11 protein-coding genes are annotated in these 20,808 nt (G+C 55.0%); 3 read left to right on the plus strand and 8 right to left on the minus strand.

The genetic code is table 11. The features are described from left to right. Nucleotides 1–198 precede the first annotated feature (198 nt). Nucleotides 199–11,874 carry a type I polyketide synthase gene (locus DPO_RS09035; RefSeq protein ID WP_006965524.1) on the plus strand — a complete coding sequence of 3,892 codons (11,676 nt, stop codon included), beginning with the start codon at nucleotides 199–201 and terminating at the stop codon, nucleotides 11,872–11,874. A 136-nt stretch (nucleotides 11,875–12,010) separates the two neighbouring features. On the opposite strand, the gene DPO_RS09040 is transcribed toward DPO_RS09035, so the two are convergent. After that, nucleotides 12,011–13,219, minus strand: coding sequence for an amidohydrolase family protein (locus DPO_RS09040; protein WP_006965526.1), 1,209 nt, complete (start codon nucleotides 13,217–13,219; stop codon nucleotides 12,011–12,013). A gap of 171 nt (nucleotides 13,220–13,390) precedes the next feature. On the opposite strand from DPO_RS09040, the gene DPO_RS09045 reads away from it, so the two are divergent. Continuing rightward, a complete protein-coding gene (locus DPO_RS09045; RefSeq protein WP_006965528.1) occupies nucleotides 13,391–14,374 on the plus strand; it encodes a calcium/sodium antiporter in 984 nt (327 codons plus the stop codon). 74 nt (nucleotides 14,375–14,448) lie between these two features. Continuing rightward, nucleotides 14,449–15,039: a hypothetical protein gene (locus DPO_RS09050; protein WP_006965530.1), complete on the plus strand. Its 591-nt coding sequence runs from the start codon at nucleotides 14,449–14,451 to the stop codon at nucleotides 15,037–15,039. A gap of 33 nt (nucleotides 15,040–15,072) precedes the next feature. Here DPO_RS09050 and DPO_RS09055 read toward each other — a convergent pair whose 3' ends face one another. From DPO_RS09055 to DPO_RS09085, 7 genes are all read right to left on the minus strand, one after another. Next, a complete protein-coding gene (locus DPO_RS09055) occupies nucleotides 15,073–15,495 on the minus strand; it encodes a type II toxin-antitoxin system VapC family toxin (protein ID WP_006965532.1) in 423 nt (140 codons plus the stop codon). Continuing rightward, nucleotides 15,492–15,749 carry a FitA-like ribbon-helix-helix domain-containing protein gene (locus DPO_RS09060; RefSeq protein ID WP_006965534.1) on the minus strand — a complete coding sequence of 86 codons (258 nt, stop codon included), beginning with the start codon at nucleotides 15,747–15,749 and terminating at the stop codon, nucleotides 15,492–15,494. The genes DPO_RS09055 and DPO_RS09060 overlap by 4 nt, the downstream gene beginning before the upstream one ends. A gap of 98 nt (nucleotides 15,750–15,847) precedes the next feature. Then, complete coding sequence (locus DPO_RS09065; protein ID WP_006965536.1) at nucleotides 15,848–17,164, minus strand: glycerate kinase type-2 family protein; 1,317 nt, start codon at nucleotides 17,162–17,164, stop codon at nucleotides 15,848–15,850. A 76-nt stretch (nucleotides 17,165–17,240) separates the two neighbouring features. Next, nucleotides 17,241–17,798 carry a cupin domain-containing protein gene (locus DPO_RS09070; protein ID WP_006965538.1) on the minus strand — a complete coding sequence of 186 codons (558 nt, stop codon included), beginning with the start codon at nucleotides 17,796–17,798 and terminating at the stop codon, nucleotides 17,241–17,243. A gap of 28 nt (nucleotides 17,799–17,826) precedes the next feature. Further along, a complete protein-coding gene (locus DPO_RS09075) occupies nucleotides 17,827–18,969 on the minus strand; it encodes a uroporphyrinogen decarboxylase family protein (protein ID WP_006965540.1) in 1,143 nt (380 codons plus the stop codon). A gap of 33 nt (nucleotides 18,970–19,002) precedes the next feature. Next, nucleotides 19,003–20,286 (minus strand): TRAP transporter large permease, encoded by a 1,284-nt coding sequence (locus DPO_RS09080; RefSeq protein ID WP_006965541.1) that lies wholly within the window; start codon nucleotides 20,284–20,286, stop codon nucleotides 19,003–19,005. Beyond that, the gene (locus DPO_RS09085; protein WP_006965542.1) at nucleotides 20,283–20,798 is read right to left on the minus strand and encodes a TRAP transporter small permease; all 516 of its coding nucleotides are present in this window, start codon (nucleotides 20,796–20,798) and stop codon (nucleotides 20,283–20,285) included. The genes DPO_RS09080 and DPO_RS09085 overlap by 4 nt, the downstream gene beginning before the upstream one ends. Nucleotides 20,799–20,808 lie beyond the last annotated feature (10 nt).

Genomic DNA, 20,808 nt, shown 5'->3' on the forward strand with positions numbered 1-20,808 from the left:
ATTTCAGCCAAATAGCTTGAAAAGACATATCAGGTAAAAAATCTTTGAATTCAGAATGTTATCTGTTTTGACCCGGGTGGCATGGATTTTGATAATAGGTGGGGGATACTTATGAAATTATTTGAACCCAATCCCGTTTTTTGCTCCTGTTGCTAGAAGACAGGGGCCAAACGCTAAAATTTCCAATGGAGAGTTCCCATGATAACACGCATTTTGCACTCCCGGCTGCCGCTGATGATCTATACCCCGGTCAAGGTGTTTGACCTTGCTTATTTTCACGCTGTTTATGCGGCGGGGGCTTTGCCCGTGTTTGACACTGAATTTCTGGACAGCAAAGAGATCCTGCAAAAGATCCTTCAGTTGTCCAAAGAAAATATTGTTTTCGGTATCCGGCTGGCATCATTGGATTTGCCGGTGCTGGAAGCGTTGGAAAACCAGCCGGTATCCAACCTGGACCTGGTGGTGATGCCCGTATCTAAAACAGGTGACACCCTTGAAAAGCCGAATTTAGGCGACACCCGGGTGTTGCTGGAGATCAAGGATATCGGCCTGACCGCCCGGATTGACCAAGCCGATCCCCATGGCCTGATCCTCAAGGGCAACGAAGCCGCCGGACAGGTATCCAAATACTCTTCTTTCATTCTCATGCAGTGGTACCTGAAACACCAGAACCGGCCCGTGTTTGTTCACGGCGGGGTGGGACAGTACACAGGTGCGGGCATGCTGGCCGCCGGGGTGTCCGGTTTTGTCATGGATACCCAGGTGCTGCTGGCAGACGAAGCGCCGGTGTCCCCGGCCTTTAAAAATCTGCTGGCCATGGTGGAGGAGGGCGATTCCACGGAGATCAGCATCCAGGACAAACAGGTGTTCCGGGTATTTGCCAAACTGGGCACTAAAGTGGTCAGGGACCTGAAACAGGAAGCCGTGGTGCTGGGAGAACAGGCAGATGGAGAACAGCAGCTGTATGCAAAAATAGCCTCTCAGGTCATCGCATTGAACGACACCCAAGCCCCGTTTGTCCAGTCGCTGTTCTTCATGGGCCAAGACGGGCTGTTTGCCCGGCATATGGCAAAAAAATCCCATAAACTGTCTGAGATGATCCATGATTTTTTTGTCACGCTGGGCCAGGTGCTCGACTGTGTGGATGCGTTTGATCCCGTGAAAGAAAACTCACCGTTCGCCCGGAACCAGAACACGCGCCTGCCGTTGATCCAGGGGCCCATGGCCAATATATCCGACAACCCGGAATTTGCGGCACAGGTGCTGGATGCCGGGGCCCTGCCGTTTTTTGCCGTGGGATCTTTGCCCGCGTCTCTGGCCGATGAGATGCTGTCTAAAGGAAAGAAAAAAGTGTCTAACTGCGGGGCCGGCCTGGTGGGGATTGAAGCGTTCAATCCCAATGTGCACAAGCATCTGGACATGGTCAAAAAATACAAGATTCCCTTTGCCCTGTTTGCCGGGGGCATTCCCTCCCAGGTGCGGGACCTGGAGGCGGCCGGCACCCAAACCTATCTGCACACCCCGTCCGTGCCCATGATGGAAAATGCATTGAAAAGCGGATGCGTCCGGTTCATTTTCGAAGGCGGGGAAGCCGGGGGGCATGTGGGGTTTCTGTCTTCTCTGGTGCTGTGGGAAGGGGCTATTGAAACCCTGGTGAGCCGGAATCAGGATTTGTCAAAAATCTCGCTGGTGTTTGCCGGCGGCATCTCCACCTGTTTTGCCTCGTTTTTCATCTCCGGCATGACCTCGTTTCTGGCCCAAAAAGGCGCTGCCATCGGCTTGCAGGTGGGCACGGCCTATCTGTTTTCCCAGGAGATCGTAAAAACCCGGAGTGTCACCAAACAATACCAGGATATCATCATTGAAAAAGATGAGACCGTGGTGATCGGCAAAAGTCTGGGCCTGGCTTCCCGCACGGCGCCTACGCCGTTTGCAAAAAGAATGAAAGAACTGGAAGACACCATGATCCTGGACAAGGTCGGCCTGGATGAACGCAAGCGGGCCTTTGAAAAGAAAAACATCGGGTCTTTGCTGATCGGCGCCAAAGGGTTTATGCCGGATTTTAAACGGCCCGGAGAGCAGTACTACACCTGGTTCAAGGATGAGGAACACCGGGAAAAAGGCAATTTTCTGGTGGGAGACAGCCTGGCGTTCTTTAAAAAAGATGTCACCATTCAACAGATCCATGATACCTATTTTACGGCCAAATCCCGATTGTTTCATCACCTGAACCAGCTGGAGGTCCTTTTCAGCCCGAAAAACCGGATCAACGACGAGATTGCCGTGGTGGGCATGGGATGTACCCTGCCGGGTGCCGACACCCCGGATGCCCTGTGGGACAATATCCTGGGAAAAAAATACGCCATCAAACCCATGCCGGATCACCGGTTTGATAAAGATCTGTATTACAGTCCGGACCGAACTGCCGAAGACAGAACCTACACCATTCTGGCCGGAGTGGTGGATGATTTTCAATTTGATCATGAACGGTTCGGGTATGCCCCGGACAAGGCCAAACGGTTGTCCCGGAGCCAGCAGATGGTGCTGCAGACCGCTTACAAAGCCGTGGAAAATGCCGGCCTTGTGGATGACAAGGATCAGTTGATCTGTGAAGATCCCCAGAGAACCGCCGTGATCATCGCCACCTGCCTGTCCAATGAGCTGGGCAACACATTGCAGCTCAAATACTGGTTTCCCCAGATTCTGTCCATGATGGAAAAAACCGAGGCCTGGTCCGCGCTGTCCGAAGATGAAAAAAACAGTATTCGAGAAAACCTTCAATCACAACTGGAAGGGGAACATAAAGGGTATGACCCGGTGCACGGGATTCTTTTAAACATCGAGGCGTCCCGCATCGCCCGGCACTTAGGGGTCCGGGGGGCCAACTATATTGTGGATGCGGCCTGCGCCTCGTCCATCACGGCCCTGGAAGCGGGCATCGGCGAGCTGCTCTCCGGTGAGCATGACCAGGTGATCGTGGGCGGGGTCAACACCCATCTGGCCCCGGAATCCTTTATCGGGTTCGCCAAAATGGGGACCTTGTCAGCCAGGGGATCCTATCCTTTTGATCAGCGGGCCGACGGGTTTGTGCTGGGAGAAGGGTCTGTGGTGTTTGTGCTCAAGCGCATGAAAGACGCCATCCGGGACAACGACCGGATCATAGGAGTGGTCAACGGGATCGGGGCCTCTTCCGACGGCCGGGGCAAGTCCATTGCCGCCCCCAACCCCCGGGGCCAGGTATTGAGCGTTCAGCGCTGCTTTGAACACACCCGGCCGGAGATCACCCCGGAACAGATCGGATTCATCGAAGCCCACGGCACCTCCACCACCATCGGGGATGCCGCGGAGCTGGAAACCCTGAATTCCTGGTACAAAGACAGTTACGCAGGCATTTCCTCCATCAAGTCCCAGATCGGGCATCTGCTGGGGGCGGCGGGATCCGCCGGGCTGATCAAGGCGCTTTTGGCGGTGAACAAGGGCATGCTGCCCCCCAACGGGCAGTTTGAAACCCTGTCTAAAAACCATGATCTGTCAAATTCTTCGCTTTTTATCGTCAAAGATCCGGAAGAATGGCAGCGCCCGGAAAACGCGCCCCGGAGAGCAGCCGTATCTTCCTATGGGTTCGGCGGCATCAACTACCATGTGGTGGTGCAGGAGATGGTTGACTCATATCTGCCCCTTTCCCGGGATATGTTTTCAAACCCGGCCCATGATTTCAATGATGACCGCATCGTGGTGGCCGGACTGGGCGTGTTTCTGCCCGGTGCGACAAACACACAGATGTTCTGGGAAAAACTGAGCAGCGGCGAAAAACAGGTCACCCCGCTGGGGGAGGATCATTTTGACACAAAAGCCTATGCCGCGTTTCCTGAAAATTCCATTTATCACCTGCCTGAAGTCAAGGCCGGGGTGGTCAAAGATTTTAAATTCAACAATCTCAAGTACCGGATGCCCCCCACCATGGTAAAATCCATTGAGCGGGCCCAGATTTTCGGACTGGAAGCCGCAGATCAGGCCCTGGCATCGTCCGGTCTGTCGTCCGTGGACGGCGGGCCGGCCAGAACCGGGGTCATCTTAGGCACCATTGCCGGGGAGCGCCAGAGCAAGAACATCATCCGGGTGAGAAAACAGGTCATTGCCAATGCCGTGACAAACGCCGAAGGCGTGGACAAATCCCGGGCAAAGGCCGTGGCCGACGATCTGCTGGCCGTGATCCGGAACACCATTCCGGAAAACAATGAAGACACCACGCCGGGCCTGCTGTCCAACATTATTTCCGGACGTATTGCCAACCATTTCGGGCTCAACGGGGCCAACTACGTGGTCGACGCCTCCTGCGCCTCAGCCACCATTGCCATCCGGAACGCGGCCCGGATGCTCAAGCACAGGGATCTGGATTTTGTCCTGGCCGGCGGGGTGGACTGCAACCTTTACCCGGCCGTGCTCATGGCGTTCAAACGCTTAGGGCTTTTGTCCGGAACAAACGGATACTTTTTTGACAGCCGGGCCCAGGGGTATGTGATGGGAGAAGGGGCCGCCATCCATGTGCTGACCACCCTGAAAAAAGCCCGGGAAGCGGGCATGACGATTTTAGGCGAGATTCATGACTGCACCGTGCGCTCGTCCGTGCCCGATCATCTGCTGGCCCCGTCGGAGCAGACCTTTAAATCCGTGATCAACGAGGCCTACCAGCGGTCCGGCATCCGCAAGTCAGACATCAACCACCTGGATCTGTTCGCGTTTTCCAATGTGTTCGGGGACATGGTCGAGCAGCAGGTGATCCAGGCCAGCTTTTCCCATAAAATGCACTGCGGCAATATCAAACCCCAGTTCGGGTATTTCAAGGCGGCCAATCCGGCCGTGGCCATGGCCAAGCTCATGCTCATGAACCAGAAAGGCCAGATTCTGCCGGATTTCAATTATGATGCGGATCATTCCACGCTGAACCACAGCAAGGTATTGACCCCCGCCACAAAGCCGGTTGACAGAAAACCGGGACAGCCCCTGCGGTTTGCCGCCAATGTCAACGGCATCGGCGGCAATCACGCCCATCTGATCATGGGCACCCTGCCCCGGGTTCTGGATCTGAAAGACGCGGCCCCGGACCAGCCCGTGATCGAAGCGGAATACCGCCATGTGTCCGGCGATGACCTGGTGGTGACGGACACAGCCTATTCTGCGGGCCCCGGCGGCAAAAAACTGCGCATGGTGGCGCTGCTGTCCGGCCAGGGAGCCCAGCGGCCGGGCATGATGAAACAGCTGTATGAAGCGGACGCCCATGTTCGAAAAGTGCTGGACAAAGGGGATGCCGTCTTTTTTGACGTGCGGGGATATTCCATCCTGGACATGATGTTCGGGGACGACCCGGCCCTGAATTCCACCCAGAACACCCAGCCGGCCGTGTTTCTGTCTTCAGCCGCCATCTGTTCCCGCCTGGCGAAAGAAGGGTTTACCCCGGACTATTTCATCGGCCATTCCGTGGGGGAATACACGGCATTGTTCTGTTCGGGCATGCTGGGGTTTGAAGATGCCTTGCGCCTGATCATCAAGCGCTCGGATCTCATGTACGAGAGCACCCTGAAGCAGCCGGGAAAAATCATGGTGGTGTTTAAAAATGAAAAAGACACACAAGCATTGCTGCGCCAATCTTTTATCTCCGATATTTATATCACCAACAAAAACAGTGAAAAACAGACGGCCGTGTCCGGCAAAGCCGAAGCCATCGACAATTTCTGTACCTTTTTGTCCCAGCAGGAAGTGTCGTACAAGAAGCTCAATCTCACAGGGGCGTTTCACACCCCGCTGCTTCAGCCGGCTGCCGATGAACTGAGAACGTTCCTGGATACCCTGACCTTTAACAAGACCCGGTTCAACCGGATCATCTCCAACACCCTGGCCCAACCCTATCCGGAAAGTGAAAAAGAGGTCAAGGATCTTCTGGCCCGGCAGATCGTGTCCCCGGTGGAGTTCATCCGGTCCGTGGAAAACGTGTATGTGTCCGGCCGGACCCATTTTATCGAGATCGGGCCTTCCCGGCTCCTGGTAAACCTGCTCAAACACATCAACATCGGAGACTACGGCACGGCCGTGTCCGTGGATACCCGGCAGGGGGAAGTGGAAGCGTTTGAAGCCTGCCGGAAATACCTGATTGACTGCAACAGCCTGTTTGAACATCCGCCTGAAGGCCTGCCCTCGCTGCCGGCAAAACCGGATGAACAGACAAATGAACCTGTTTTGGAGGAGGCCCTGCCCCGGATGAACCTGTCCCATGATTTTGAACAATTCAAGGAAGAAAACAAGGAACAGCTGGACCAGATCCTGTATCAGGAGTTTGAACGCCAGAAACGCGAGGCGGCCATTCATGCCATGGACCGGTTTGATTTCAACACCGGCCGGATCCTGATCTCAGGCGTGTCCGTGGGCCTGCCCGGCAAGGGCCGGCGGGTGTTTGCCACGGACAATTTCAATGCCATCCTCAACGGGGAAAATTTTATTGAACCTTTGTCCCTGGAAGCCCAGGAGCGAATCACGGACAAGAACATCACCAAACTGTACAAACAGCCGGACGGCAATGCCCGGTTCGTTCAGATCACCCGCACCGAGGATGTGATCCATCTGGCCGGCCAGCTGGGATATTTTGATCTGACCGATGAATACGGCATCAAGGAACAGTATGATGTGGCCATGTCTCTGGGCATTGCCGCAGGCATCGAAGCCCTCAAAGACGCGCATATTCCTCTGGTGATGCAGTACAAGAAAATGAAGGGCGGCCGAAGCATGGTGCCGGAAGGATTTGCCCTGCCGTTAGAGATGCAGGAAGATACCGGGGTGATCATCACTTCGTTGTGGCCCAGCGGCGAAACCCTGATGGCGGAACTGGAAAAATACTTTTATGAGCGGTTTTTTCTCCGGCCCCATGAAGAATTTGAAAAGATCTACTATTTTCTGATGGAGCGCATCAAGGAGATCGACATCAAAGAATCGCTCACGGAATGGTTCTTCAAGTCCAAGGCCAGAAAACGCAAAGATTTTTCCGCCTATACCTTTGACAGAAATTTTCTGGCCAATGCCTGCCCCCTGGGATCGGCCCACCTGGCCAAGATCATCAAGGCCAAAGGCCCCAACACCCTAGTGTCGTCCGCGTGTGCTTCCACCACCCTGGCCATCGGTATTGCCGAGGACTGGATCCGCACGGGCCGGTGCAAGCGGGTGCTGGTGGTGGGCGGTGAAAACGCCACGTCTGCGCTGCAGAACCAGTGGGTAGGATCGGGATTTCTGGCTTTAGGCGCCGCCACCATTAAAAAACGGGTGTCTGAAGCAGCCAAACCCTTTGATGAGGACCGCAACGGCACCATCCTGGGGGCCGGGGCCGTGGGCCTGGTGATCGAAGATGAAACAGAAGTGTCAAAACGGGGCATGAACGGCCAGTGCGAGATCCTGGGCACGCACATCGCCAACTCCGCGTACCATACGTACAATATCGATGTGCCCCACATGTCAAAAGAGATGACCAAATTTATCAACAAGGTGGAAAAACGCACCGGACTGAGAAAAAAGGACTATGCCGGCAAACTGTTGTTCATGTCCCATGAAACCTATACCCCGGCAAGAGGCGGCAGTGCCGATGCCGAGGTCACAGCCCTGGAATCCGCCTTTTCCAGTCATCTCAGTGAGATCTGCATCTCCAACACCAAGGGATTTACCGGGCATACCCTGGGCGCCGCCATTGAGGACGTGGTCCTGGTCAAGGCGTTGCAGCAGCGCAAGGCCCCGCCCATTGCCAATTTGAGCAAAATACCGGCCCACTTCAAAAAACTCAATTTTTCCGGCCAGGCACAGATCAACAGTGAATACGGCCTGCATCTGTCTGCGGGATTCGGATCCCATTTTGCGTTCATGTTTGTCAAACGCATCCAGGAAAACAAGGTGGAAGGCAACCTGGCCTATCACCGGTGGCTGCGCAGCATTTCCGGGGTCCAGAAACCGGAATTGAAACTCATTGATAATACCTTGTGCGTGGTGGCCGGTGATCCGGCGGCCCCGGCAGTGGCACCGGAGACCCGGCCTCAGAAAGTGACGACAAAACAGCCGGCCGCGCGGGCCGCAGCCCCGAAAGCCGTTTCCCGGGTTCCTGCAGCCGGCGCTTCAGGTGCAGCAGCCACATCGGATAGACCGGCTGTAAACGCGGCTTCCGGGCCGGACAAAGGCCAGGCAACAGAAAAGATCCAGCAGATCATAGCCGCCCAGACCGGTTACACCCCGGACATGCTGGAAGATGACCTGGATCTGGAAGCGGATCTGGGCATCGATACAGTCAAACAGGTGGAGATCTTCGGCAAGATTGCCACGGATTTCGGATTTGCCGTGCCCGATGATTTGCGGTTGCGGGATCTGAACACCATTGCAAAACTGGCGGACTATGTGGCGGCCCGGTCCGGTGCCGGTGCTTCTGGTGCGGCAGCATCCGGCCTTTCTCCGGATTCTGCTGCCCCGGGCAAATCACCGGGACAGGATACAGCCGTCGCTTCCCCGGCGCCCGCCCATACCATGGATTCGGGGGAACGCGTGGTAACCGGCACGGTGCCGCCGGATCAGGTTTCCGCCAAAGTCAAGGAGGTGATCGCGGCCCAGACCGGTTACACCCCGGATATGCTGGAAGATGACCTGGATCTGGAAGCGGATCTGGGTATCGATACGGTGAAGCAGGTGGAGATCTTCGGTAAGGTGGCATCCCATTTCGGATTTGCCGTACCCGATGATCTGCGGCTCAGAGATCTGAACACCATTGCCAGACTGACCGCGTATGTGGCCGATCGTACGGCCGGAACTGCAGCAGCATCGGGTTCAGATGGATCATCCCGGACCCAGGCTCAGGCTCAAGCCGGCGGAACGGCCCCGACATCCCATGACACAGACACCCCGATGCCGACCGCGGCCCATACCATGGATTCCGGCGAACGGGTGGTGACCCGGACCGGCGGCAATGATACGATCACCGTGGTCAAGGAGGTGATTGCGGTCCAGACCGGGTACACCCCGGACATGCTGGCGGATGATCTGGACCTGGAAGCGGATCTGGGGATTGATACGGTCAAACAGGTGGAGATCTTCGGCAAGGTGGCGTCCCGGTTCGGGTTTGCCGTGCCGGACGACCTGCGGCTCAGAGATCTGAACACCATTGAAAAGCTGGCCGCCTATATTCAGACAAAGATCCCGACAGCATCGGCCCCGGCGGAAGACCCCGTCCCGGCCACGGGATCGGCGGATCAGGTGCCAACCGGTAACATAGACGGTCCTGCCGCGCATGGGCCTGACAGCCCGACCCTGCATGGGGCAAATGCATCGGTTTCAGATGCCCCAGACGACCGGTTCCCGGACCCGGCCTCTCCTATCAAACGTCTGGTGGTGCGGGTGGATGAGGCTGACATGCCGAAACCCGGGCGTCCGGATTTTGCCGGGCAACGGCTCCTGGTGTCCCTGGATTCCCACGGGGTTGCCCAGGCCGTTATTGAGCGGATTCAATCCATGGGCGGTGAAGTCATCACCCTGGGCACTGAAAATGCGGATGTCACAGCGGATCTGTCCGATCTTGACGGATTCCAGGGCGCCATAAACGCCTTTGCACAGACGGATCCCGACATCACAGGCTATCTTCACCTGGCTTCCCTGGATGCCTGGTTTGACCGGAAAAACCGGGAATTCGCTTCAGACAAAGATCTGAACGCTACAATGAAATCCATGTTTGTGCTGCTTAAAACCCTGTATGACCAGCTGGACCGTCCGGACACGTTTATCGGCACCCTCACCTTTGATTCCGTGGTCTTTCCTTATATGGAAGACGGCGGGGATATTCATCCGCTGTTTGCCGGGTTGAGCGGTCTGCTCAAGACCGCCAACAAGGAGCTGGAAAACACCCGGGTCAAGGTGGTGGATTTTTCCTACAAGCAGCCCAAAAAGAGCCTGGCCCGGATTGCGGACCTGTTTCTGGCGGAACTGCTGTCCGACGATCCCCGGTGCGAGGTGGGATACAAGAACAAGAAACGGTATGTGCTGTCCATGCACCCGGAAACCGCCCGAAAGGATCAGCCTATTGTGTCGGACGGCGACACATTGCTGGTGACGGGCGGGGCCGGGGGCATCACCTATGAGATCCTTAAACAGGTGGTGGCGGATTATCAGGTCAACCTGGTAATCCTGGATATCAACGATATCTATGCCACAGACCCGGAGCTGCTGAAGCCCGATGCCACGCAAGCGGATCTGATGGGGCTTTTACGCAGCCAGATGCCCGGGGAGAAACCCGTGGCTGTGAAGAAGGCCCTGGACCGGCTTGTGCGGGTCAGACAATCCATTGCCAACATCGAGTATTTGAAATCTCAAGGGATTTCCGTGACCTATCACTGCACGGATGTCACCGATTATGAGGCCGTAAAGGCGGCGGTGGATCAATGTGACCGCATTGACGGGATCTTCCATGCTGCAGGCATGGAGATGAGTCAGTTCATCCCCAAAAAGGAGCGAAAGGCGTTTGAACTGGTGGTGGATGTCAAGGTCAAAGGCATGCGGAACCTGCTGGCAGCTGCCAGAGACCGGGAATACCGGTACATGTTCACTTTTTCATCGGTCACGGCCCGGTTCGGCAACCAGGGCCAGGTGGACTACACGGCTGCCAATGATTTTCTGGGCAAAGCCTTGTTCAGAGAAAAACAGATGAATCCGGACCGCACTTACAAAGTGTATGCCTGGACCGCCTGGGGCGGGGTGGGTATGGCCACCAACCCCACGGTGAAAAAGGTGCTGGAAGACCGGGGCATCCAGTTTCTGCCCATGGAACAGGGCGTGAAGTTCTTCATGGCTGACCTGCTGGATGCCACGGAATCGGAGATGGTGTTTTCCGGTCTGGATTATGACTTTGACATTGACGGTCTTTTGGGAACGCCGTCAGATCAGGCGTTTCCGTTTTTAGGCGATTTGACCCACAAGGCGGATGATACTGCGGTCTGGACCCGGGTCCTGGACCTGGAACATGACGTGTTTCTGCATGACCATACCATGGGGGATGTGCCGCTGTTTTTAGGATCCACGGGCATTGAAACCATGGCCGAGGCAGCCGCTGCCTTGGCCGGGGACGGGTCTGTGGTCACGAAAATGTCTGATTTTTCCATTCCCTATGGCATCAAGCTGCTCAAGGGGCGGCCCAAAGAGATCATCATCTCCGGAACCCTGCAGGCACCCGGTGAGTTTGCCTGTGGCATCACGTCAGTGTTCAAAACCCCCAACGGCAAAGTGATGGGGGACCCCAAACAGCATTACCAGGGGAATTTTTTCCTGGCAAAACAACGGCCGGCACCTGAAACCATGGATCTGCCGGAATTTTCTCCCGTGTCCTGGGAAGGGGACCTGGCCGATCTGGTGTATCATCCCAGCCGGTTGTTCATGTTCGGGCTGTTCGGCACCATCACGAATATCAATTCCTTTGATGGAAAAACCCTGATCACCACGGTGGCGGACCGGTCGGAGGCCCCGTTTTTCAAAGGGGTGGCTGATCCGAATTTCCAGGCCGCCCCGGTGCTGGTGGATGCCATGTTCCAGACCGGCGGACTGCTGGAATTTTTAACCACCTCCAGAACGGTTTTGCCCTTCCGCATTGCGGCCATGACCTTTTTTGCTCCCGTGGAAAAACACACGGACTACCTGTGCATTACCCGGAAAAAGGCATCCGGTGAAGAAACCAACACCTATGACCTTTTTCTGACGGATATGTCGGGCAAGGTGTTCATCAAAGTCACGGGATTTGAGATGGTCAAGCTCACCCGCCTGGCCCCGGAAGACCGGATTACCGATAAAGTGACCTTTGCCGAAACCGTGGTTTAGATCCGGAATGAGATAACTGAAAATATCAAAGGCCGTCTGTCTTCAGCAAACGGCCTTTGATATTTCATGTGTCAGGGGCCGTTAGAATTTTTTGAACATCGGTGCATGGTTTTCAGTTCCGATCAGATAAAAGGTATCATCGCCGGTCCCGGATGATCCGGCCTTCAGCCAGAATTACCCGCGGATATGCGCCTAAATGGAACGGGTCTTTGTCCCAGACAATCAGGCTGGCCAGACGGCCCGGGGCCACCGTGCCCAGGCAATGGTCGATGCCAAGGATTTCCGCGTTTTTTAACGTGATCAGACCGATGGCATCCGCCGGGGCCATGCCCTGGATCAGAAAATATTTGAGGCTGTCTCTCAGATGATGAGCCAGGATGATGGGATGGTCGCTCATCAGACCGAATTTGGCCCGGGATGCCATGAGCCGGGCCGTGTGCCGCCAGGATGCGTTTTTCAGCTCCACCTTGCCGTCTGAAGCCCCCAAAGGTCCGTACACCACGGGGATGCCGTGGTCGGCCAACGCATTGAAAATCCTTGAGTCACAAATGTCCAGGGCATGTTCCGCCGTGACTCTGATATTGAACTTTTTTTTCAGATCCATGAGAAACAGGGCGTCATCCGCCTTGTGCAGGTGCACTTTCAGAATTTTGTCTCCATTGAACAGCCGGAAGATCTCCCACTCGGATTCAGACAGGGCCAGATCATATTCCCGCTGGGCCCAGACCGCGCCTTTTTTCGGGCTGTCCGGCCGGGTCAGTTCATACAGGGCTTTTTCCTTTTTGATGCAGGCCTGCTCTTGTTTTCGAAAGATATCAGACAGATATTTTTTGAGCATGGCGGCGGCTCCCATGCGGGTACTGGGCCGGGGGCCTTTCCAGTGCGTGGACATCCGGGGATTGGACCCGAATGCCGCCTTGAATCCATAGTCGCTGACAACCGCATCAGATCGGTTTTCGGCAAAATTTTTGATGATCACGGCTTTGCCGCCGATAATGTTGCCGGACCCCGGCACCACACAGGAATACAGCACCCCGAAGTCCACGGCATCGGCAAAGGCCCGGTCATCGAAATAGATGCTGTCCAGGGGATTGTGCAGCGGCGCAAAAGGCGTGCTATGCTCGTCTGTTTCGGTTTCTAAGACCGGTTCCCCCTGGCGCTCCATGCCGATGTGGGAATGGGGGTCGATGAACGCCGGGGTGACGATGCCCCGGATGTCGCCGGGACAGGGTCTGTCCGTCACATCCACGATATGGCGGCCTTCCACCACCACGGTCATGTCTGTGTGCACAGACCGGCCGTCATACAGCTGGTCGGCCCGGATAACAAGGCGGTTGTTTTCCATGATCAGATCCTGTGATATCATTGGGTCAGTCCGAAAACCTGTTTTATTCATCAGATACCGTTATTGAACGCTAAATGCAAGACAGGCCGTATCAAATATTTTTGAAAACTTGATTTTATCCCGGTTGTATGACAGGTTGCCGTAAAACAGTGAAATAAAAGGAGCCGACAGATGGGGATGGCGGTTGTTGCGGTGATTGCAGGATTGATTCTTCTGGTGTGGAGTGCGGACCGGTTTGTGTCGGGTGCGGCGGCCACGGCCACTTATTTCGGCATGCCCCCGCTGCTCATCGGCATGGTGGTCGTGGGATTCGGCACTTCAGCGCCGGAAATGGTGGTATCGGCGCTGGCCGCCGTGCAGGGCAGTCCCGGAATTGCCCTGGGAAACGCCTATGGATCCAATATCGCCAATATCGCTTTGATTCTGGGCATCACGGCATTGATCAGTCCGGTCATGGTCCATTCCGCGGTATTGAAAAAAGAACTCCCGATTTTGACACTGATTACCGCAGGATCGGTATGGCTGGTGGCGGACCTGATGATTTCCCTGTCAGATGCAATGATACTGCTGGGGGTGTTCGCTGTTTTGATGGGCTGGACCATTGTGCAGGGAATCCGCCGGAAGACCGATCCTTTGGCCGAGCAGATGGAAGTCCGGGCCATGGATTCGGGCCTGTCCATCCGGCGGGCGGTTTTTCGGCTGATTCTGGGCCTGGTTCTCTTGATCTTAAGTTCCCGGATACTGGTATGGGGGGCTGTGGAACTGGCCCGGATGTTCCATGTCAGCGATATGATCATCGGGCTGACCATTGTCGCGGTGGGCACATCCCTGCCGGAACTGGCATCCTCCATTATTGCGGCCCGCCGGAACGAACATGATATCGCTCTGGGCAATGTGCTGGGATCCAATCTGTTTAATACCCTGGCTGTGGTGGGGATTGCCGGTGTCATTCATCCTTTCGGGGTGGATCCATCGGTTCTGTATCGGGATATGGCGGTGATGGGAGGGCTGACCCTGTCCCTTTTCATTATCGGATACGGGTTCAGGGGCCGGCCGGGGCGTATCAACCGGCTGGAAGGTGCCGGCCTGCTGGCCGTTTATCTGGGATACACGGCTTTTTTTGTCATTCCCTTGCTGACCGCCGGTCCGTCATGATCTGTATTTCTTGCAAAATGGCGGACAAAGGTATATAGAATTTTTTTACAGCAAACCGAGTGCCGGGAGAATCCATGCATACCCCCCTTCATTACCAGGTGTCTGAATATGACTGTGTGCCCACGGCCCTGATCAATGCGGTGAGCTATCTGTTCAAGCGAAAACAGGTGCCGCCCATGGTGATCCGGCACATCTATCTGTACTGCCTGGATACCGTGGGCCGCAATGCCCGGTTCGGCATCGGGGGCACCAGCAAATACGCGGTCCGGCTGGTGGGCAACTGGCTGGAATCCTACCGCTTCAAAAATTTTGCCGTGCGCACCGTGTTTCTGGAAAAAGAGGGGGTCCGCCTGGACTCAGACGGGCCGATTCAGAACTGTCTGGATCAGGGCGGGGTGGTGCTGTGCAATATCCGGCTCACCCAAAAGGAAGAGCATTATATCATGATCACAAAGATTGCGGATGACTGGGTGCACGGGTTTGACTCCTATTTCCGCACCGCCATCAGAGGAATGAAAGGACATGTCAGCATCCTGGAATCAGGGGACGGTCGGTCTCCCAACCTGAAAATCAGACTGTCATGGCTGGATCAGCCGGACTGCCGGCGGTTCTGCCTGGGGCCTGTGGCCCAGCGGGAGGCCCTGCTCATGTGGCGGATGACCTGATATGTCACATAGATGCCGGCCAGAGATCGTTTTTTATAGTTCCCATGGATTGATGAATTTCAGTTTTTCAATTCCGATAAAATCTTTGACATTCCGTGTGGCCAAGGTCAGATCGGCAGTCAGGGCGATGGCTGCAATTTGTGCATCTTCTACACTTATCGGGCGCCCTTTTCGAGTCCTTTGTGAAACAATCAGTGCATAAACCTCAGCGGCTTCGCAATCAAATGGAAGGCAGCGCCTGGCAAAATCATTTTCAAACATCTGAGATGCCGCCCCCACCAGTGCCCGTTTCTTTTTTCCATCCGGCAAAAGCGCAAGGCCCAATAATATTTCGCCTAAAGTGACAGAACTGATCCAAATGTCGGTTTCGGGCTGATCATCAAGCCAGAAAACCACTTTAGAGTTGGGCAGGGGCCGCATCAATTCAGATACGATATTGGTATCCAAAAGGATCACAAGGGAGTTTCCAATTCAGATAATGTTGTATCACGCGGATAAGATCTTTGAGGCAGATGCAATTCAATACCACCCAATTCTGAAAACCGCCTGGCGATACGTGTGCCGATGCCTTTTGCGCATCGCTCTTCCAATAAATATTTCCTGAGAATCTGCCTGGCTTCTTCTTCCATTGATCGGTTATTTGCGGCAGCCACAATGCGTAATTTTACCTTAATGGATTCATCGATATTTCTTAACGTCAGACTGGCCATTTTAAAAATGCTCCCGGTTTTTTATTGGAATAAAAGATAATCATGCGTTCATTGTAATCAATGCATGCAAAGCCTGTCAATTGAAAAAATTGAGCGGTTTATCCGGAAACCAGCAGGATCTGCATATCCATGACATTGGTGCGGGTAGGGCCGGTGATCAGCAGATCATCCAGTGCCTTGAAAAAGGGGTAGGCGTTGTTTTCATTCAGATGCTTTTCTGCGGACAGCCCCAGGGCCTTTGCCCGGGACACCGTGTTTTCATCGGCAAAGGCCCCGGCGGCATCTGTGGGGCCGTCCGTGCCGTCTGTGCCCGCGGACAACAGCAGAATTTTTTCTTCCCCGGCCAGGGCCAAGGCACCGGCCAGGGCCAGTTCCATGTTCCGGCCGCCTGAGCCATTCCCTTTGATGGTGACAGTGGTTTCACCGCCACACAGCAGACAGGCCGGGGGTTTTACCGGCCGGCCGAACCGCCGGACTTCCCGGGCAACGGCGCACAGCACTTTGGCGGCTTCTTTTGCCTCCCCCTGGATCATGGATGACAGCACCACCGGCGTGAACCCCTGATTTTCCGCTTCTATGGCCGCAGCACTCAGGGCATCGGACAGGCTGCCCACCACCTGGTTCGTAACCCGGGAAAAGATAGGATCACCGGGTTTGGGCGTGTCAGGAATTAGGCCGTCCATGCCGGACCGGATATGGCTCCGGACCGGTTCAGGCACGGAATCCCAGATCCCGTGGCGCTCAAGAATGGCCCGGCACTCCCTGAAGTGTCCGGTGTCTGGGGCGGTCATGCCGGAACCGATGATATCCAGGTCATCGCCGATCACATCGGACAGGATCAGCGACACCACCCGGGCCCCGTTGGCAGCCGCGCACAACTGCCCGCCCTTGATTGTTGACAGATGCTTGCGGATGGTGTTGATTTCGTGGATCGTGGCCCCGCACCCCAAAAGCTGCCGGGTGGTGTCCTGTTTGTCCGCTAAAGAGAGGCCGTCCGCCGGTGCCGGGGTCAAGGCCGATGCTCCGCCCGATATCAGGCAGACAATCAGGTCGTCCTTTCCTGCTTCCGATACCATGTCCAGCAGGGCTGATGCGCCGGCCACACCGGCTGAATCCGGCACCGGGTGCCCGGCCTCCAGCACCCGGCAGTGTTTCAGGGGCAGGCCGTGTCCGTATTTGGTGATCACCAACCCGTCGTGGATACGCGACCCCAGAATTTGTTCCACCTCACGGGCCATGGCTCCCGATGCCTTGCCGGCCCCGGCCACATAAATATGCCGGATCTGATCCAGGTCCAGGTCAATTCCCCCGATCCACAGCCGGCCGTCGGAAAGATTTAAATGCCTTGCCACACAGACTTCGGGCATCACCGCTCGAATCCCGGCGTCAAATATGGCTTTTGAAATTTTTCTCATTGGATTTTCAACATATTATCGTTTTGGCTTCGTCATCGGAAATTTCCGGTAATTGAATAATTTCAAGCGTTGGAGATCAGAATTTAGGGGGTGAAATAATCAGATAGAACCGGCACGGTTCATCCTGGATGTTTTGCAGTTTGTGGGGCACAGAACTGTCAAAATAAAGGCTTTCTCCGGCTGCCAGATCGATGGTTTCATTTTCGTACACCACCTGCATGCTGCCTTCCAGGACAATCAGGCATTCTTCACCGTCATGGGGCAGCAGGTCAGCGCTGGTGGCGCCCCCTTTTTCCAAAACACCGATATGGATGCCCATTTTTTTTTCCTGGTCAGAATGAATGATCTGATAAATCAGGCCGTCATTGGGAAAAACCGCCAGCCGGGACTCGTTCACTTTTACTTTTTTATGGGCCGGGGCAGAATAATCAAGAACCAGGAAAAACAAAGGTACCTCTAAACAAATGGCGATTTTTCTCAATGTTGACAGGGATGGATCCACTTTGGCGGATTCAATTTGGCTGAGCATGCTGGGAGAAATTCCTGCCTTGCCCGCCAGTTTTCTCAGAGACCAGCCTTTTTTCTCCCTGTATTGCTTGATTCGTTTTCCCTCTATCACCTGAACTGTCTCCATAGAGTTTGCCGCCTGAGTGTTCCAGTGGTCATATCAGCGGGTATCGGCCCAGTTTTCTGGCAGTGTCATACAAAGCCAGGACATTGTCTTCCGGAACATCCGCCTGGATGTTGTGCACCGAGCATATCACCAGTCCGCCGCCTGATCCAGCATTTTTAATCAGATGGGCCACTTCGTTTTCCACATCTTTGACCGTGCCGGACGGCAGCACCTGCTGGGAATCAATCCCACCCCAGAACACGAGCCGTTTGCCATACCGTTTTTTAAGGGATGCCGCATCCATGCCATGGGCCCGGACCTGGACCGGATTGAGGATATCAACCCCCACATCGATGAAGTCATCCAGAAGACTGGACACTGCGCCGCAGGAATGCCAGAAAACTTTTGCATCGGTTCTCTGCTTGATGAACCGGATGATTTTTTCCTGGCGGGGCTTGATAAATTCCCGGTATGTGGCCGGTGACATCAGCGTGGTCTTCTGGCCGGCCAGATCACCGCCCTGAATGATCACATCCAGGTATTGGCCGCACACCCTGAGTACATTATCCAACAATCGCATGTGTAAAGACAGGGTCTTGTCCAGCAGCGCGTGAACAAATTCTTTGTTTGCCACCATATCCATGTAAAATCGGTCCATGGCCCGCAGTTTCCAGGCTCGTTCAAACCAGGTCTCCCAGGCAAAACTTCCCACCACACCGTATTCTCCTGCTTCAGCGAGTTGTCTGGCCTGTTCTTCTACCCCGTTAAGATATCCGGGATCATCCGGGTCCGGCCAGGTATGAGATGCCAGATCATCCACTGTGGCATTTCTCAGGGGGCTGTCAACCAGATTGTAATAAAGCGAATCCTCGGGCATGAGAAACCCGCATCCCCATTCATCCGTGACATACAGGCCTTTTTCCGTCCTTTGTGGTTCAAACCGCCAGAATTCGGAATCGCCAAGGTGAACATACCGGGTGTCCACTCCGAGCCGCTCCAGCACGTCTTCATCCGGTTTCACATTCTGCCGCAGCCAGTCAAATGCGACGGCTGTCCGCTGGATGCCCAGTTTTTTGAGCAGCCGGTCGTAGGTTTTGACACTGATGGTGGTCACCCACCCCCCCAGGTCCAGCGGTACACGGTCCGGTTCTTCATGGTTTATGGCGGCGGTGAATCGTTCTTTACTGTTCATTTTTACTCCTTGGAAAAATAGGATGCCCTGTGCCTATCCAAATACAATTTCCGGCAGCCACAGGACCAGCTGCGGAAAAAATGTGATCAATGTCAGCGAGATCAACAGTGGAATCAGAAACGGGGTCACTGCTTTCATAACCTGGCTCACACTCAGGCCGGATAAATCACTGAGCACATACAGGCCCACCCCGAACGGCGGGGTCAGAAACCCGATGCACACATTGAGTACTTCCACCACGCCCCAATGCACCAGATCGATCTGAAAAGCGGTCAGCACAGGCAGTATCATGGGGGTGAACACCAGAATGATGGCGCAGATATCAAAAAAACATCCGGCAACCAGAAACACCAGGTTCAGGATGATCAGCACCACCCATTGCTGGTCCGTGGTGGCCATAATAAAATCCCGGATAAGGGCCGGGATATTTTCCATGGTGACAATCCACCCGAACACCGAGGCCGCTCCCATGATGACCAGTATCAGAGCGGAGGTCACAGCCGAACCCACCATCATTTTCAACATGTCTTTCAATTGCAGGGTGCGGTAGACGAAAAAAGAGATGACAAAGGCATACACCACCGCCACAACTGCGGCTTCCGTAGGAGTGAAGATGCCGGTGACAATTCCTCCCAGAATGATCACCGGGGTCATTAAGGCCCAGACGGACCGCCTGAAACTTTTCCAGATTTCCGCCCAGGGAGCCCGGTTTGCATCGTAAGGATATTTGCGGCGGACTGCATAAAAATAGATGGTGACCATGATGGCGAGTCCCATGACCATTCCGGGGATGGCCCCGCCCACAAACAACCGGCCCACTGATTGCTCGGCGATCATTGCATACAGGATCATCTGGATGCTAGGGGGCATGATGGGACCGATAATAGAGCTGGCACCGGTCACGGCCACGGCAAAGGATTTGTCATACCCTGCCTTGGTCATCATGGGGATTTCAATCTTGCCCAGACCGGCGGTATCCGCGGTGATGGAACCACTCATGCCTGCAAAAATCATGGACGCCACCACATTGACATGGCCCATAGACCCTCGGATATGGCCCACCAGCGAACGAGACAGATTAAACATCTCTTCAGTGATCCGGCCGGAGTTCATGATATCCGCCGCCAGGATATACAGGGGCAGTGACAGCAGTGGAAAAATCTGCAGACTGCCCAGCATCCGATGGGCCAGTATGATCATGGGGATCTCTTTGAGGAATGTCACATAGAAAAGGCAGGATAAAAGCAGAGAAAACACCACCGGCACCCGCAGGGCCATCAGAATCATTAAAACCGAGATCAAAATGATGGCATTCATAAGACACAGCCCCGGTCCTGGTCCGCTGTTTCAGGAAAGGCGGTCTTGTTTTTCAACAGGGCAATCAGGTGCAGTATTTGGTAATACAGCATGATAACAAACCCGCAGATCATGGCCCAACCGAACCAGGATTCCTTTATCCGCAGTGCCGGGGTGGTGGCATGGGCCAGCCGGCCGGTAAGCTGCCAGCTCTGGTAGATCATGATACACAGCATGAGGATAACCAGTACGCCGGACAGGATTTTCATGAACCGGCCCACGGGGGCAGGGCAGATATCGCTGAACAGGGTGATGCACACGTTTTTGTCCTGACGCATCAGGATAGCCCCGCCCAGAAAGGTCATCCAGATCAGTCCCATCACCGCCACCTCTTCAGACCAGAACAGCGGGGCATTGAAGACATACCGCATGATCACTCCCACAAACAGAATGGCAACAACGGCGCCCATGATCAACCCGATGGCCCAATCCAGCAGCCCTGCCAGTTTCCGGTTCAACCCCTGTAAACCCATGATACCTCCC

Origin of the sequence: Desulfotignum phosphitoxidans DSM 13687 (assembly GCF_000350545.1) — a bacterium.
Taxonomy (GTDB): Bacteria; Desulfobacterota; Desulfobacteria; order Desulfobacterales; family Desulfobacteraceae; genus Desulfotignum; species Desulfotignum phosphitoxidans.